Raw genomic sequence first — 15,889 nt, 5'->3', positions numbered from 1 at the left:
GGTGCGCTATAGCCGGAAACAGGCAGAGCCATGAAAACTCGTCTCACCATTGCTCTTGTCGCCGTGCTATTCGGCGGCCTGACCCTTGCCCAGGACGGTGCGGTGCGCAGCGATTTGACGCCGGACGATCTGGCGCGGGTGCAGCGGGTAACGGCACCGACGCGCGATTTCAGCAAGGCAGAGAATTTCGAGGCCAAGCCGGCGGGCAAGGGCACGACGCGCTTTGCGGCCAATGCCGATTCCTTCAGCCATTTTCTCGACAATCTCAGCTTTGAGCAGGAAGAGCAGTTCAAGCTGGGCAATGCGTTGTTCCGCAAGATCTGGGTGAGTTCGCCCAGCTCCACCCAGGCGTCGGACGGGTTGGGGCCGCTGTTCAATGCGCGGGGCTGCCAGAGCTGCCACCTCAAGGACGGGCGCGGGCACCCGCCATTCGAGGGACAGGCGGAGAATGTCTCGATGTTCCTGCGGCTATCGGTGCCGCCGGGCGGGGACGACAGGCGGGTCGCGGTGGATGGATTTTTCGCCGATGAGGTGGGTGACCCTACCTATGGTACCCAGTTGCAGGATTTTGCCGTGCCGGGCCTGAAGGCCGAGGGCCGCATGGTGATCGATTATAGTGATCTGCCAGTGACGCTGGGCGACGGGACGGTGGTGACCCTGCGTGCGCCGCACTACACGGTGACGGACCTCAATTACGGGCCGCTGGCCGACGATGTGATGTTGTCGCCCCGCATCGCCAATCCGATGATCGGGCTGGGGCTGGTCGAGCAGGTGCCGGTCGCCGATATCCTGGCCCATGCCGATCCCGAGGATGCTGATGGCGACGGGATTTCGGGGCGGGCAAACTGGACGATCGATCCGGCCACCCAATCGGTGCAACTCGGGCGGTTTGGCTGGAAGGCCGGCCAGGCAAGCATCGCCCGCCAGTCGGCATCGGCCTTTGCTGGCGATATCGGGATAGGTTCGCCGCTGGTGAACAAGCCCTATGGTGATTGCACGGCAAAACAGGTGGAATGCCTGGCCATGCCGACCGGGGAGCAGGCGCGGCTGGGGCCTAGCGAAGCGCCCGATCCGGTGATGGAGCTCGTGACATTCTATGCGCAGACGCTGGGTGTGCCGGAGCGGCGCGACGTGGACACGCCAGCGGTGCTGGCCGGCAAGCAGGCCTTCTACGCGACGGGCTGCGCCAACTGCCATACGCCCAAATTCGTCACCAGTCGGGACGCGGAGAACCCGGCGCTCCGGTTCCAGCTGATCTGGCCCTATAGTGACTTTTTGCTGCACGATATGGGTGAAGGCCTGGCCGACCACCGGCCGGAAGGGTTGGCGGATGGCTATGAGTGGCGCACGCCGCCGCTGTGGGGCATTGGCTTGACCGAAACGGTTTCCGGGCACAGTTTTTATCTGCATGACGGGCGGGCCCGCAATCTGACCGAAGCCATTTTGTGGCACGGCGGGGAAGCACAGGCGGCGCGCGATGCGTTCGCTGCGTTGTCACCAGATGTGCGGAATGATCTTCTTGGTTTTCTGGGGTCGCTGTAATGCGCGCATTGCTGACTATCGCGACGATGGTGCTCGGGGCTGGTGTGGCACAGGGACAAATGCCGGAGCAGGCTGCGTGGGTGCCGGTGACGCCGAAAGCGGTGTTGGCCGCAGCGGTGGCCGAAGTCATTCGCCCCAATATATTGCAGCTCGATGAAGCCAGTGGCGGGCTGGACAGGGCTATGGAAGCGCTATGCGCCATGCCATCGGCGGACAGTCTGGCTATTGCCGCGGACCAATTCGGACAGGTGGTGCGTGCCTATGGAGCGATCGCCTTCCTGCGGCTGGGCCCGCTGCTGGAAGATAACCGGGCGGACCGGCTGCTGTTCTGGCCGGACCGGCGCAGTATCGGGCTCAAGCAGGTGCACGCCATTCTGGCCACCGAGGACGCTTCGGCAACCGAACTGGCGAGCCTGCAAGGCAAGAGCGTCGCCGTGCAGGGGCTGGGAGCGTTGGAATTTGTGCTGTTTGGCACCGGGGCAGAGGCGCTGAGTGCCCAAGAGGGAGCGTTTCGCTGCCGCTATGGCCAGACGATTGCTGCCAATATTGCGGCGATGGCAGGCGAATTGACCGACGATTGGTATCGGCCGGACGGCATTGCCAGCCATTTGCAGACGCCTCAGCCTGACTATTCTGACTATCGCACCGAGACCGAGGCGCTGGAGGCCCTGGTGGGGCTGGTGTCGCACGGGCTGGAGGCCCTGCGCGACAAGCATTTGCTGGCCTTCATGGCCCGTGACAATGCGGCAGCGCGGCCCAAGCTGGCAGTGTTCTGGCGCTCGGACCTGACCATGGCCTATGCGCGTGCCAATATCGAGGGCATGCGCAAACTGGTCGCCGCGTCGGGGGCGGCGCGCGCTGTGAGTGACAAGCAACAGGGGCTGGAGAACACCATTGATTTCGAGTTCCGCAATGCGATCCGGGCACTGGATCTGATTACCCTGCCGGTAGCGGCCGCGGTGGCGGATGAAAAACAGGCGGCTGCGCTCAGCTATCTGGTGCTGGTGACGGGTTCGCTGCAGTCGATCATCGGCGAACAATTGTCGGCGGCGCTGGGGCTGAGCGTGGGATTTTCCGCGCTGGATGGAGACTGAACATGTGGCAGCGGCGGGCCTTTTTGCAGGCAGCAGGAGCAGGTTTTGCCGCCAGCCTGCTGCCGCGTCAGGCACTGGCGCTGGACGCGAGTGAACTGGTGTTTGCCAGTGCCGTGCAGACGGCCAATGGCAGTTATGGCGCGGTATTGCTGGGGGAAGCAGGTGAGCTGATTGCAGGCATTGCGCTGCCTGATCGTGGCCACGATGTCACCATCAGTCGGGCAGCCGGGCGCGGGGTGGTGTTCGCGCGGCAGCCGGGCACGTTTGCCGTGGTGTTTGACCCGGCCGGCAATGCCGTTCCGGTAACGCTGACCAGCAGCGCCGGGCGCCACTTCTTCGGCCATGGCGTGTTCTCGCCGGATGGCAGGCTGCTTTACGCTACCGAAAGCGATTTCGAGGCAGCGCGGGGCGTGGTGGGGATTTACGACGCCACCGATGGTTATCGACGGATGGGTGAATTTCCCACCTATGGTACGGGACCGCATGAAATGCTGCTGATGCCGGACGGGGTAAGTCTGGTGGTGGCCAATGGCGGCATCGAGACACATCCCGACTATGGTCGGGCCGAGCTCAATATCGAAACCATGGACCCTTCGGTGGTGTTCATCGATCGGCGCGACGGCAGGTTGGTGGGGCAGCTGCGACTTGCAGCCGGGCTGCATCAGCTGTCGATCCGGCACATGGCGATCGATGCGCGCAGCCGGGTGTGGTTCGGGTGCCAGTACAAGGGCGCGCCGAGCGAGAGCCCGCAGTTGGTGGGGCACGCCAGCATGGATGGCGAAATCGCCCTGATCGAGCTGCCAGCCGAGACGTTGGTTGATCTGCGCAACTATGTGGGTTCGGTAGCAGCGTCGACTGATGGCGCAACGATTGCGATTTCTTCGCCGCAGGGCGATCTGCTGGTGGTGATTGACGCCGCGGCGGGCCGACCCAGGTTGGTGCAGACGCTGCGTAGCGGCTGCGGGCTGGCTGCGGACGGGGATGGCTTTGTTGCCAGCAGCGGATTGGGCGAGATGATTGGACTGGCCGGGGCCAAGCGCGCGCCGCAACGCTATGATTTTCAGTTCGACAACCATTTGCTGCGGGTGGGCTAGGGCCTAGCCCGGCGCTGGACCGGTGCTTTCGCGCAGCACCAGTTCGACCGGCCAGAGCTCATGGATATCGGCGGCGGGTTTGCCGCCCAGGATCTGCAGGATCAGCTCGGCGATGCGCACGCCAGCCTGGCTGATCGAAGAGCGGGTGGTGGACATGGACGGATACATGTTGTCGGCGTTGAGATAGGGGAAGACGTCGTCATGGGCGATCATGGAAACATCCTTACCCAGCACCAGACCGGCCTGGCGAATGGCACGGAAGACACCGAGCGCTGTCATCATTGAACCGGCCAGGAAGGCGGTGGGATGAGGATCGCGTTCGAGCAGGTCATGGGCCGTGCGGAAGGCGACTTCATCACTGAATACGCCGTTACTGACCAGGGTCGCATCGTAGGGCACATCGCGCGCCTTGAGGGCGTCGCGGTAGCCGCGTTCGCGATGCACGGCAAAGGTGCGGTCCTTGATGCCGTTGAGCAGGGCAATGCGGCGGTGGCCCAGATCGAGCAGATGGCCGGTGGCGCGCTCCATGGCGCCGGCATTGTCGATATCGAGCCAGGCATGAGGCGTGCCAATATCGGTGCGGCCATGCAGCACAAAGGGGATATTCAGCTGCAACAAGAGCTTGGCCCGTTCATCGTGCTGGGTAGGGGAATGCAGGATGACGGCGTCAACCTTCTGGCTGGCGGCGAGACGACGATAGGCGGCGACTTCGTCCTGATAGGTCTGGACGGTGGTGACGATGATGTCGATTTCCTCTTCGGCCAGCCTGCCGCCGACGCCGCTGAGGAACTCGCTGGTATGGGGACCAAATTCGGAGGAGCCGCGCAAGACCATGCCGATGGCTCCGGCACGACCGGTGGCGAGGCGCAGGGCGTTGGCATTGGGGCGATAGCCGAGACGGGCCGCAGTCTCGGTGACGCGCAGGCGTGTCGCCTCGTTGACTTCGGGATAGCCATTGAGTGCCCGGCTGACAGTGGTTTGCGATAGGCCGAGATGTTCGGCCAGATCCTTCAGTCTCATGGTTCTTACTGGTCCCAAAGGCCGACATGACCAATGCTGACGGCAGATCCTGACATGGTTGCGCCCCTGATCGCCTTGTCTTAGGGCAGATAGGCCGCCGTTAACAGCATTTCCTATGGGCTTCTCTGTGCCCATTCAAAGCGATTTGAATATTTGATGCAAGAGGGTGGGCTTCGTTGTGGTGACGGGGCACGGGGCTCCAGGGCGAGTCCGCTGATACGGCAGACGCCCGCCGACCGGAGGCAGCAAGCCATTGATCAGATAAGAAAAACGTCCGAAAGCACGTACTCCCCAAGGTCTGCTCCGGTTCCGACGCTTGACAGAAAACGAGTGCTCTGGTTGTTTCCTTGTTCAAAGCGCTTTGAGATTGCCGCGAAATGACGGATCACTCGGGCGTTGGCAAGAGACGGGCCGCTGATATCGACGCCAAGGCGTCGGGGCGGTAGACTAAAGTCTCAGACTCGACTTCATTGGGAGAGAATCTATGAAAATCAATATGATGGCGACGGCAATGCTGCTTGGTGTCTCGCTGGCCGCAACGAATGTGCAGGCAGCGGATCTGATATTCCCCAAGGGCGAAGGCGCCTTCAGCTGGAGCGCGCTGGAAGAATTCGCTGCTGCGCATGGTGATCTGGCGGGTCAGACCGTAACGGTCTGGGGTCCGTGGCGCGAAGGCGGCGACCAGGAAATGTTCCTGACCGTCATTGCCTATTTTGAAGATGCCACTGGCGCGACGGTTAAGTACGCATCCTCGGAGAACTACGAGCAGCAGGCCCAGATTGATGCGGCCGCCGGTTCGCCCGCCAATGTCACCATCCTGCCGCAGCCGGGCCTGCTGGCCGACATGGCCTCGAAGGGCTATCTCGTGCCGCTGTCGGACGAGCTCAAGGCCCGCGTCGAATCCGAACATGCTGCCGGTTCCTCATTCGTGTCGCTGGGCACCTACAAGGACGCGGCTGGCGCTGACGAATTCTATGCCATTCCCTACAAGTCCGATCTGAAGTCGCTGGTGTGGTACTCGCCCGACAACTTCGCCGATGCCGGCTATGAAGTGCCGGAGAGCTATGAAGACCTCAAGGCCCTGACCGAGCAGATGGTAGCCGATGGCAAGACGCCCTGGTGCATCGGGCTGGGTTCAGGCGGCGCGACTGGCTGGCCGGCGACCGACTGGATCGAAGACATCATGTTGCGGATCAATACGCCCGAGGATTATGATGCCTGGGTCAGCAATGACCTCAAGTTCAACGATCCCAAGGTGATTGCCGCGCTGGAAGAATTCGGCTGGTTCGCCAAGACCGAAGCCAATGTTGCCGGTGGCGTGGCTGCTGTTGGCACCACCGATTTCCGCGAAAGCCCGCTGGGCCTGTTTGCGGTGCCACCGGCCTGCTACATGCACCATCAGGCGTCGTTCATCCCATCCTTCTTCCCGGAAGGTACCGATCTGGGTGTTGATGCCGACTTCTTCTACTTCCCGGCATCGACCGAGCGTGATCTGGGCAAGCCCGTTCTGGGTGCCGGCACCCTGGCCGTGGTGACCAAGGATTCGCCAGCGGCGCAGGCATTCATCGACTTCCTGATGAACCCGCTCTCCAATGAAATCTGGATGGCGCAATCGGGCTTTCTGTCGACGCTCAAGGCGGCCAATGTCGAGACTTATGCCAATGACACGCTCAAGGGCGAAGGCGAAATCCTGCTCAATGCGACGACGTTCCGCTTTGATGGCTCGGATCTGATGCCAGGCGCCATCGGCGCCGGCAGCTTCTGGACCGGCATGGTGGACTTCGTCGGCGGCAAGTCGGCGCAGGAAGTTGGTGGTGAAATCCAGGCCAGCTGGGACGCGATCAAGTAGTCTGGCTATACTAGCTGAATGCGGGGGTCGGCGTGTGCGCCGGCCCCACAAAAAAGACTATCGGAGACAGGGAGGGCCATAAGTGGGCGATGTACTGCAGCAGTTGTTTGGTGCCGCACTGGCTATTGGCGTGGCGCTGGCCGCCTGTGTCGCCTATTTCTGGGGTACCAACTGGCTCCTCGACCGGTTCTTGAATTCAGACAATGTGGACGGCGATGCCGAGACGCGGCGCGACAGACTGCGCGACAGCATAAGGCCCTGGTTGTTCCTGCTGCCAGCGCTGTTGTTCCTGTCGGTCTATCTCGTCTACCCGGTGTTCGAGACGCTAAGGCTCAGCCTGCTCGACAAGACCGGACAGAATTTCGTTGGCTTTGCCAATTACACCTGGGCGCTGTCGGACGGCAATTTCCAGCGCTCGATCCTGAACAACGCGATGTGGCTGATCATCGTGCCGTCACTGGCGACGGCGTTCGGACTGGTGATCGCGGTGCTGGCGGACAAGCTGTGGTGGGGCAATATTGCCAAGTCCCTGGTGTTCATGCCGATGGCGATTTCCTTCGTTGGTGCTTCGGTGATCTGGCGCTTCGTCTATGACTATCGCGGCGAAGGCGATGTGCAGATCGGCCTGCTGAACGCCATCGTCACGGGGTTCGGGCTGCCGCCGCAGGCCTGGATCACCATTCCGTTCTGGAACTCGGTGTTCCTGATGATCATTCTGGTGTGGATCCAGACTGGCTTTGCCATGGTGATCCTGTCGGCTGCGCTGCGTGGCATTCCCGAGGAATCGCTGGAGGCCGCCCGGATTGATGGCGCCAGCGATGTGCGAATCTTCTTTGACATCATGATCCCGCAGATCATGGGCACCATTGTGGTGGTGTGGACCACGATCACCATTGTAGTGCTCAAGGTGTTCGACATCATTTTTGCCATGACCAATGGGCAGTGGGACACCGAAGTGCTGGCCAACCTCATGTTCAAGTGGATGTTTGTGAATTTTGACTATGGCCGGGGCTCGGCCATTGCCGTGGTGATCATGCTGGCGGTGCTGCCGATCATGATCTGGAACATTCGCCGCGCCAATGCCGAGCAGGGGACACGCTAATGACTGCTGTCACCGAATCTGCCGATCTGGATGCTGTCAAATACGAGGTGCGGCGCAAGAACTGGTTTGCCCGTATCCGGTTGGGGCGGGTGCTGACCCATATCCTGCTGCTGCTGATGGTGGCGCTTTGGACTCTGCCAACGGTGGGGCTGCTGGTCTCGTCGCTGCGCGACAAGGACCAATTGGCCGTGTCTGGCTGGTGGACGGCGCTGAGTGCGTCCGAAGCGCTCGGGGTAACCCGGATCGGCACGGCAGCCGAGCAGGTTGCTGAAGCCGGTCACTTCGTGATCCGGGGCAACCTGTTTGGCAGTGACACCAACAAGCAATTGGGCGGGTTTGGCCTGAGCAATGGTGAGCCGGCAGCGACAGAGCCAGGCGGCAGCATGGCGATGAAGGAGGGCGGGACCATTTCAGTGGCGGCCGATGGTGGCTTCGAGTGGACCTCCGATACCGAGTTCACCCATACGCGCGGGCCGCGCATTTTTTACCTGGCGACGATCGCCCCGCGCTTCACCCTCGACAATTACTACGAAGTGCTGACGTCCAACGGGGTGTGGCGCAGTTTTATCAACTCGTTCACCGTCACCATTCCAGCCACTATCATCCCCATTCTGATTGCGGCCTTTGCCGCCTATGCGCTGGCCTGGATGCGGTTTCCGTTTCGCGGCTTCATCGTGGCGCTGGTGGTGGGGCTGCTGGTAGTGCCGCTGCAGATGTCGCTGATTCCGCTGCTCACGCTGTATAATCAGCTGGCGCAGTTGTTCGGGGCCGAGGACGGGAAAACCTATCTCGGCATCTGGCTGGCTCACACCGCGTTCGGCCTGCCGCTGGCGATCTATTTGCTGCGCAATTACATGGTGGGCCTGCCCAAGGAAATCATGGAATCGGCGCGCATTGACGGCGCGTCGCACTTCAAGATCTTTACTGGCATGGTCTTGCCGCTGAGCTTTCCGGCGCTGGCCTCGTTCTCGATCTTCCAGTTCCTGTGGGTCTGGAACGATCTGCTGGTGGCCATGGTGTTTCTGGGTGCGCAGCAGGATCGTCTGGTGCTGACCGGCAAGCTGGTCAGCCTGCTCGGCTCGCGCGGCAATAACTGGGAAATCCTCACGGCGGGCGCGTTCATCACCATTGTGGTGCCGCTGATCGTGTTCTTTGCGCTGCAGCGCTACTTCGTGCGCGGGCTGCTGGCGGGTTCAGTCAAGTAAGTCGGGCAAGCGGCCTGCATCTGCCCCGGGCGGATCATTTGAAGAAAGAAGAGCGGATCGTGACAAACCTCAAGCTCACCGACCTCAGCAAGCGTTATGGCCAAGTCGAGGTGCTCAAGCATATCAATCTCGACATCAGGTCGGGTGAGTTCATGGTGTTTGTCGGGCCATCGGGCTGCGGCAAGTCGACCCTGTTGCGCTGCATTGCCGGGCTGGAGGAAATCACCGGGGGAACGCTGGAGATCGACGGCGAGGTGGTCAATGACCGCGCGCCATCCAAGCGCGGTATCGCCATGGTGTTCCAGTCCTATGCGCTCTATCCGCATATGAGCGTGTTCGACAACATGGCCTATGCGCTCAAGATCGCCAACGCGCCCAAGGACGAGATTGAAAGCAAGGTGGCAGCCGCCGCAGAGCAGTTGCAGCTGACGCCTTATCTGCAGCGCCTGCCGGGCCAGCTTTCAGGCGGCCAGCGTCAGCGCGTGGCCATTGGCCGGGCGATTGTGCGCGACCCCAAGGTGTTCCTGTTCGACGAGCCGCTGAGTAATCTGGACGCCGCGCTGCGCGTGGCCACCCGCATCCAGATCGCCAAGCTGCATGAAGACCTGAACAAGACTACCATGATCTATGTGACCCATGATCAGGTCGAAGCGATGACGCTGGCCGACCGGATCTGCGTGCTGCGCGATGGTCGGGTCGAACAGGTCGGCACGCCGATGGACCTGTATGAGCGGCCGGAATCGCTGTTCGTGGCCAGTTTCATCGGCTCGCCGCAAATGAACCTGATTGAGGGCGACAAGGCCAAGCCCTTCAATGCCCATACCGTAGGGGTGCGCAGCGAACACATGACCGTTTCGCCTGATGGTGGCGCCTGGAGCGGCACCGTGATCCACACGGAAAATCTGGGTGCGGACAGCTATGTCTATATTGACATGGGCCAGGAAGACCCGGTGGTAGTGCGGGTGGACGGCTCGACCAAATATCGCAGTGGCGACGCCATCCACTTCTCGCCGCTGGACGACAAGATCCATCGCTTTGATGCGGACGGAAAGCCAATCGCCTGACTGCTGGCATGATGCTGGAGACGGACCAGATGTTCGCCGATAAGCCTTCGAGCTGGGCCAAGCAGGTGCACATGTCTGCTAGGGTCGCCGCGGGAACAGCTTGGCGCTCTTTCTCACCACCGTTCCGCTGAAGAAACTGCGAAAATCGCTCCAAGTCTCTGACAGGTCGCGTTTTCGAATAGCAAAAGTGCAGTAGCAAAAGTGGAGCCACTTCTGCTGAACACCCTCTCGCGGGTTCGTAACGTCCACCGCGATCGGCTGGATGGCAATGAACTCGTCTGAAATCTCAAAGCGGTTTCAAATTTTTCCATTCTATCGGGCGGCGACGCGGGCGTTTTGAGGTGCGTACGTCAGCTGGATTGCTGGCTTAGCGTCTAGATCATCGGACGCTTTTCCATAAATCACTGAAAATAAAAGATATTTCTGTTCAGTCCCCAGATTCATCAGGACAGGCTGCGCGTCGACGCTTGACAGAAATTCGAGGCTCTGGTTACTTTTCAGCCAAAGCGCTTTGAACGCTGGCGAGACAGCCGCGGCAGGGGGCTTTGGGAAGGGACGGAGCGAGGCAGTCCTGAGCTGCTGGCGGTTAGCCGTGCCCTTCCCAAGACTGTTTAATTCGGGAGGATATCTAATGAAAATGAACACGCTGCTCGTTGGTCTGCTGACGAGCGTGACGCTGGTGATGGGTACCGCACAGGCGGCCGAACTGTCTATGGTTTCGGGCGATACCGGCACGGGCCTTGAATTCCTGCGCGGCCAGCTCGACAAATTCGAAGCCGATACCGGCAATACCGTCACCATCGTGCCGATGCCGTCCTCGACCTCGGACCAGTTCGGCCAGTATCGCCTGTGGCTGGCGGCGGGAAATGCCGATATCGACGTGTACCAGACCGACGTGATCTGGGCGCCGCAACTGGCTGAGCAGTTCCTCGATCTGACCGATGCGGCCAAGGACGTTGTAGGAGAGCACTTCCCCTCGATCATTGAGTCGCAGACCGTGGATGGCCGACTGGTCGCCATGCCCGCCTTCACCGATGCGCCCGCGCTGTACTACCGCAAGGATCTGCTGGAAAAGCATAACAAAACGGTGCCTACCACCTGGGATGAAATGACTGCCACTGCGCAGGAGATCATGGATGCCGAACGCGCCGCAGGCGCGGCGGACATGTACGGCTTTGTGTTTCAGGGTAACGCCTATGAAGGCCTGACCTGCGACGCGCTGGAATGGGTGGTGTCCAATGGCGGCGGCCAGATCGTGGAAGCCGATGGCACCATCTCGATCAACAACCCACAGGCTGCAGCTGCCATCGACCGTGCCGCTAGCTGGATTGGCACCATCTCGCCGGAAGGCAATCTGGCTTACCAGGAAGAGGAAAGCCGCGGCGTGTGGCAGCTCGGCAATGCCGTGTTCATGCGCAACTGGCCCTATGCCTATCAGTTGGGCAATGGCGATGACTCGGCGGTGAAGGGGCTGTTCGACGTGGCGCCACTGCCCAAGGGTGATGGCGAGGGCGCGCGTTCGGCGGCAACGCTGGGCGGCTGGAATGTTGCGGTGTCCAAATACTCTCCCGATCCGGAAGAGGCGATCAAACTGGCCATGTACCTGTCCTCGAGCGAGGTGCAGAAAGAGCGCGCCATCATGCAGTCCAACCTGCCGACCATCGTGGCACTGTATGACGATGCCGATGTTGCCGCCGCGCAGCCGATCATCCCGAGCTGGAAAGAGGTGTTCCTGAACGCGGTGCCACGGCCCTCGGCGCCAACCAAGGTGAAATACAACGAAGTTTCCTCGCTGTTCTGGAGCGCGGTGCATGAAACGCTGTCGGGCAATGGTTCAGCGGCTGAGAACCTTGAAGTTCTTGAAGCCGACCTGACCGAGCTCAAGGGCGAAGGCTGGTAAGTCCTCCCAGGACTGCGGGCGGACGGCAGGTCAAATTGCCGCCCGCCCCGACCGATACCAATAGCGACAGGGGAGGAAAGACGATGGCCAGCGATGCCATGGCGCCAATCACGCTGCGTGCGCCCAAGATCATTTCAGAACTGAGCAGGCAGCGGCTGGCGGCAGCGCGCTGGTTTCTGCTGCCAATGCTGGCGGCGCTCAGCGTGGTGGCGGGTTGGCCGCTGCTGCGTTCGATCTATTTCTCCTTCACCGATGCATCGTTGACCGACCTGTACGGCGCTGAGTTCATCGGTTTTGGCAATTATCTGCGTTGGACCACGCTGGCGAGCGGCAAGACGATTTATCGCGGCCTGCTGGTGGATAGCGCTTGGTGGAATGCAGTGTGGAATACGCTGCGCTTTGCCTTCTGGTCGGTGAGTTTTGAAGCGGTACTGGGCATGATTGTTGCCCTGGTGCTGAATGCCGAATTCCGCGGCCGCGGCATTGTGCGCGCCGCCATCCTGATCCCCTGGGCCATTCCGACCATTGTGTCGGCCAAGATCTGGGCCTGGATGCTGAATGACCAGTTCGGTATTCTCAACGATCTGGGCCTGCGACTGGGTCTGCTGAGCCAGAAAGTGGCCTGGACTGCCAGCGCCGATACGGCGATGCAGGCCGTGCTGATTGTCGATATCTGGAAGACCACGCCGTTTATGGCGCTGCTGATCCTGGCCGGGCTACAGATGGTGCCCAAGGATATCTACGAAGCGGCAGAGCTGGATGGGGTGCATCCGGTCAAGCAGTTCTTTGCCATCACGCTTCCCTTGGTCCGCCCCGCCCTGATGGTCGCCATCATCTTCCGCCTGCTCGATGCGCTGCGGATTTTTGACCTGATTTACGTGCTGACGCCCAATAGCGCGGCCACCAAGACCATGAGTGTGCTGGCGCGCGAAAATCTGTTCGATTTCGACAAGTTTGCCTATGGCTCGGCGATGTCGACCCTGCTGTTCCTGATCATCGCGGTATTGACCATCCTCTATATCTGGCTGGGCCAGGTGCGGTTTGACGGGGGAGATCGCTGATGGGCGCGACATTCGATCTCTGGAAAATCACCAAGACCGTGCTGTTCTACGCGCTGGTGGTGGTCATTGTGGTGGTGTCGGTGTTCCCGTTCTACTACGCCATTCTGACCAGCTTCAAATCGGGTACCGACATTTTCCGGGTGACCTATTGGCCGGTGTCGTTTTCGTGGGAGAATTATAGTGCAGTGCTCAATCAGGGCAGCTTTCCGCGCAATCTGCTGAATTCGGTGTTCGTGGCCACAGTCACGGTGCTGCTGGCGCTGTTCCTGGCCGTGACGGCGGCGTTCGCGCTCAGTCGCGTGCAGTTTCGCGGGCGTGGCCTGCTATTGATGGTGATCCTGGCCGTGTCGATGTTTCCGCAGATTGCGGTGCTGGCCGGGCTGTTCGAGGTAATCCGGTTCCTTGGTATCTATAACACGCCCTGGGCGCTCATCTTCTCCTACACCATCTTCACGCTGCCGTTCACGGTGTGGGTGCTGACCACCTTCATGCGTGACCTGCCGGTCGAAATCGAGGAAGCGGCAATTGTCGATGGCGCCAGCCCCTGGGTGATCATCACCCGGGTGTTCATGCCGCTGATGTGGCCGGCGCTGGTAACCACCGGTCTGTTGGCCTTCATTGGAGCGTGGAACGAATTCCTGTTCGCGCTGACCTTTACCTCGTCGAACGAGACACGGACGGTACCGGTGGCCATTGCGCTGCTGTCGGGCGGTTCGCAATACGAAATCCCCTGGGGAATCATCATGGCCGCTTCGGTGATCGTCACCGTGCCGCTGGTGTTCCTGGTGCTGGTGTTCCAGCGCAAGATTGTCAGCGGCCTGACCGCCGGCGGCGTCAAAGGCTAAGGAGTCAACAAAATGGCAAGCATCGAGCTGCGCAATATCCGCAAGTCCTTTGGCGTTGTCGAGGTGATCAAGGGCGTCGACCTGGAAGTCCGCAAGGGCGAGTTCATGGTGTTCGTCGGGCCTTCGGGTTGCGGCAAGTCCACGCTGCTGCGGCTGATTTCGGGGCTGGAGGACATCACCTCGGGTGACATGCTGTTTGACGGCAAGGTGGTCAATGCGCTGGCCCCATCCAAACGCGGCATTGCCATGGTATTCCAGAGCTATGCGCTGTACCCGCACATGACGGTGTACGATAATATGGCGTTCGGGTTGACGCTGGAGAAGGGCCACCACAAGGACGAGATTCGCCAGCGCGTGGAAAAGGCGGCGGAGATGTTGCAGATCACGCCGTATCTGGACCGCCTGCCCAAGCAGCTCTCGGGCGGCCAGCGGCAACGTGTGGCGATTGGCCGGGCGATCACACGCGATCCCAAGGTGTTTCTGTTTGATGAGCCGCTGAGCAATCTGGATGCGGCGCTGCGGGTGGCGACGCGGATCGAGATCGCCAAGCTGCACGAGGAGATGGACAACGTCACCATGATCTATGTGACCCATGATCAGGTCGAGGCCATGACGCTGGCAGACCGTATCTGCGTGCTGCGTGACGGGGTAATCGAACAGGTTGGCACCCCCATGGAGCTGTATGAAACGCCCAATTCGGTGTTTGTGGCGGGGTTTATCGGCTCACCCAAGATGAACTTCATCGGCGGCGAACGTGCCGAGCAACTAGGTGCCCATACCGTGGGTGTCCGTGGCGAGCACCTGACCATTGTGCCCGAAAACGGTACCTGGTCGGGCAAGGTTATCCATACTGAGAATCTGGGCGCCGACAGTTATGTGTATCTCGAAATGGGTACTGAAGAGCCAGTCGTGGTCCGGCTCGACGGCGCCAATAACTACCGGAGCGGCGATGTGGTGCAGATCTCGCCGATGATGGACAAGATTCACCGTTTCGACGCGGCAGGCAGACCCAGCGCCTGACATCAAAAAAACATGTGAATGGCCTCGGTAGCGGGCGTCACCGCACCGCATACCGGTTCACCCCGGCCCTGGCCGGTGTCATTCTGCGTGTGCAGGGCGGCCGGCCATCGCCAGATGACGGGACAATTCGATATTGTGCAGCGCCTCCCCGCTGCACCACAACAGGAGACTATCCATGCCAATCCGTACCCTGGTTTGGGGCGAGAATGTTCACGAGCAGAAGAACAAGATTGTCGCCGACAATTATCCCGAGGGGATGCACAATCAGATTGCCAGGCTGCTGGCCAGCGACAGCAATATCGTGACCAAGACCACGACGCTGCAGGAGCCCGAGCATGGCTGCAGTGTCGCGGCGCTGGCCGAGACCGATGTGCTGGTGTGGTGGGGGCATGCGGCCCATGGTGAGGTGGCCGACGAGATTGTCGAGCGGATCGCCCAGCGGGTGTGGGAAGGCATGGGCCTGATCGTGCTGCATTCGGCGCATTTTTCCAAGATTTTCAAGCGTTTGATGGGCGCGCCCTGCGCCCTGCACTGGCGTGAGGCGGGTGAACGCGAACGGCTGTGGGTGACCACGCCGGGCCACCCGATCGCCAAGGGCCTGCCGGCCTATTTCGAGTTGGAAATGGAAGAAATGTATGGTGAGCCGTTCAGTGTGCCCGAGCCGCTGGAAACGGTGTTTGTCAGCTGGTTCCAGGGTGGGGAAGTGTTCCGCAGCGGGCTGACCTATCGCCGGGGTGCGGGCAATATCTTCTACTTCCGCCCGGGCCACGAGACCTATCCGACCTATCACGACGACACTGTCGGGCTGGTGCTACGCAATGCGGTGAACTGGGCCTACAATGCCAGCCAGCACCCCGAACTGCTCGATGCGCCCAATAGGCCGGTGGAGGACGCGCTGGAAAAGATCGAAGAGCGCGGCCCCAAGTTGCATCATGGCCGTGAGGAAGGGTTCCGGTAGGGGGACTTTGCTTTTCCCTGGCCTCAGCCACGGTGACCCCGGCGCAGGCCGGGGTGCACCCCGGGTGGTGTAGTAGGGACGGATTTCAGGATGGATTGCGGCCTGCGCCGGAATGACATCGGTTATTTTGAACAT

At 60.9% G+C, this 15,889-nt stretch carries 13 protein-coding genes; 12 read left to right on the top strand and 1 reads right to left on the bottom strand.

The genetic code is table 11. The features are described 5' to 3' along the window. The first annotated feature begins 30 nt into the window (after positions 1 to 30). Genes Q8O80_RS07165 through Q8O80_RS07155 form a run of 3 tightly spaced genes read left to right on the top strand, consistent with a single transcriptional unit; the run spans position 31 to position 3,730 of the window. Positions 31 to 1,542, top strand: coding sequence for a di-heme oxidoredictase family protein (locus Q8O80_RS07165; protein ID WP_305578419.1), 1,512 nt, complete (start codon positions 31 to 33; stop codon positions 1,540 to 1,542). After that, positions 1,542 to 2,636 (top strand): imelysin family protein, encoded by a 1,095-nt coding sequence (locus Q8O80_RS07160; protein ID WP_305578417.1) that lies wholly within the window; start codon positions 1,542 to 1,544, stop codon positions 2,634 to 2,636. Before Q8O80_RS07165 ends, Q8O80_RS07160 begins: the two co-directional genes overlap by 1 nt. Positions 2,637 to 2,638: 2 nt before the next feature. Beyond that, complete coding sequence (locus Q8O80_RS07155) at positions 2,639 to 3,730, top strand: DUF1513 domain-containing protein (protein WP_305578415.1); 1,092 nt, start codon at positions 2,639 to 2,641, stop codon at positions 3,728 to 3,730. A 3-nt stretch (positions 3,731 to 3,733) separates the two neighbouring features. On the opposite strand, the gene Q8O80_RS07150 is transcribed toward Q8O80_RS07155, so the two are convergent. Next, on the bottom strand, positions 3,734 to 4,750 hold the full coding sequence (locus Q8O80_RS07150; protein WP_305578412.1) for a LacI family DNA-binding transcriptional regulator: 1,017 nt from the start codon (positions 4,748 to 4,750) through the stop codon (positions 3,734 to 3,736). A gap of 499 nt (positions 4,751 to 5,249) precedes the next feature. Between Q8O80_RS07150 and Q8O80_RS07145 the strand changes: the two genes are divergently transcribed. From Q8O80_RS07145 to Q8O80_RS07105, 9 genes are all read left to right on the top strand, one after another. Next, positions 5,250 to 6,599 (top strand): ABC transporter substrate-binding protein, encoded by a 1,350-nt coding sequence (locus tag Q8O80_RS07145; protein WP_305578421.1) that lies wholly within the window; start codon positions 5,250 to 5,252, stop codon positions 6,597 to 6,599. Positions 6,600 to 6,693: 94 nt separating this feature from the next. Continuing rightward, positions 6,694 to 7,701, top strand: a complete 1,008-nt coding sequence (locus Q8O80_RS07140) for a carbohydrate ABC transporter permease (RefSeq protein WP_371136133.1) — start codon at positions 6,694 to 6,696, stop codon at positions 7,699 to 7,701. A gap of 116 nt (positions 7,702 to 7,817) precedes the next feature. After that, the gene (locus Q8O80_RS07135) at positions 7,818 to 8,906 is read left to right on the top strand and encodes a carbohydrate ABC transporter permease (protein WP_305578420.1); all 1,089 of its coding nucleotides are present in this window, start codon (positions 7,818 to 7,820) and stop codon (positions 8,904 to 8,906) included. Positions 8,907 to 8,965: 59 nt separating this feature from the next. Continuing rightward, positions 8,966 to 9,970 carry an ABC transporter ATP-binding protein gene (locus Q8O80_RS07130; RefSeq protein ID WP_305578408.1) on the top strand — a complete coding sequence of 335 codons (1,005 nt, stop codon included), beginning with the start codon at positions 8,966 to 8,968 and terminating at the stop codon, positions 9,968 to 9,970. A 631-nt stretch (positions 9,971 to 10,601) separates the two neighbouring features. Further along, positions 10,602 to 11,870 carry an ABC transporter substrate-binding protein gene (locus Q8O80_RS07125; RefSeq protein ID WP_305578406.1) on the top strand — a complete coding sequence of 423 codons (1,269 nt, stop codon included), beginning with the start codon at positions 10,602 to 10,604 and terminating at the stop codon, positions 11,868 to 11,870. Between the two features lie 83 nt (positions 11,871 to 11,953). Then, a complete protein-coding gene (locus Q8O80_RS07120) occupies positions 11,954 to 12,931 on the top strand; it encodes a carbohydrate ABC transporter permease (RefSeq protein ID WP_305578404.1) in 978 nt (325 codons plus the stop codon). After that, positions 12,931 to 13,776, top strand: a complete 846-nt coding sequence (locus tag Q8O80_RS07115; protein ID WP_305578402.1) for a carbohydrate ABC transporter permease — start codon at positions 12,931 to 12,933, stop codon at positions 13,774 to 13,776. Before Q8O80_RS07120 ends, Q8O80_RS07115 begins: the two co-directional genes overlap by 1 nt. A 12-nt stretch (positions 13,777 to 13,788) precedes the next feature. Next, positions 13,789 to 14,796 (top strand): ABC transporter ATP-binding protein, encoded by a 1,008-nt coding sequence (locus Q8O80_RS07110; RefSeq protein WP_305578400.1) that lies wholly within the window; start codon positions 13,789 to 13,791, stop codon positions 14,794 to 14,796. 175 nt (positions 14,797 to 14,971) lie between these two features. Further along, positions 14,972 to 15,754: a ThuA domain-containing protein gene (locus Q8O80_RS07105; protein WP_305578398.1), complete on the top strand. Its 783-nt coding sequence runs from the start codon at positions 14,972 to 14,974 to the stop codon at positions 15,752 to 15,754. The last annotated feature ends 135 nt before the right edge of the window (positions 15,755 to 15,889 follow it).

It is taken from the genome of Devosia sp. (genome assembly GCF_030689745.1).
GTDB classification, from domain to species: Bacteria; Pseudomonadota; Alphaproteobacteria; order Rhizobiales; family Devosiaceae; genus Devosia; species Devosia alba.
The sequence above is the reverse complement of the archived record's forward strand: the minus strand, read 5'-3'. Positions and strand labels throughout refer to the sequence as shown.

Bases quoted from the DNA above. Each gene is read 5' to 3' on its own strand.
- Q8O80_RS07165 (WP_305578419.1), top strand. From the start codon at position 31: ATGAAAACTCGTCTCACCATTGCTCTTGTCGCCGTGCTATTCGGCGGC.
- Q8O80_RS07160 (WP_305578417.1), top strand. From the start codon at position 1,542: ATGCGCGCATTGCTGACTATCGCGACGATGGTGCTCGGGGCTGGTGTG.
- Q8O80_RS07155 (WP_305578415.1), top strand. From the start codon at position 2,639: ATGTGGCAGCGGCGGGCCTTTTTGCAGGCAGCAGGAGCAGGTTTTGCC.
- Q8O80_RS07150 (WP_305578412.1), bottom strand. From the start codon at position 4,750: ATGAGACTGAAGGATCTGGCCGAACATCTCGGCCTATCGCAAACCACT.
- Q8O80_RS07145 (WP_305578421.1), top strand. From the start codon at position 5,250: ATGGCGACGGCAATGCTGCTTGGTGTCTCGCTGGCCGCAACGAATGTG.
- Q8O80_RS07135 (WP_305578420.1), top strand. From the start codon at position 7,818: ATGGTGGCGCTTTGGACTCTGCCAACGGTGGGGCTGCTGGTCTCGTCG.
- Q8O80_RS07125 (WP_305578406.1), top strand. From the start codon at position 10,602: ATGAAAATGAACACGCTGCTCGTTGGTCTGCTGACGAGCGTGACGCTG.
- Q8O80_RS07120 (WP_305578404.1), top strand. From the start codon at position 11,954: ATGGCCAGCGATGCCATGGCGCCAATCACGCTGCGTGCGCCCAAGATC.
- Q8O80_RS07115 (WP_305578402.1), top strand. From the start codon at position 12,931: ATGGGCGCGACATTCGATCTCTGGAAAATCACCAAGACCGTGCTGTTC.
- Q8O80_RS07110 (WP_305578400.1), top strand. From the start codon at position 13,789: ATGGCAAGCATCGAGCTGCGCAATATCCGCAAGTCCTTTGGCGTTGTC.
- Q8O80_RS07105 (WP_305578398.1), top strand. From the start codon at position 14,972: ATGCCAATCCGTACCCTGGTTTGGGGCGAGAATGTTCACGAGCAGAAG.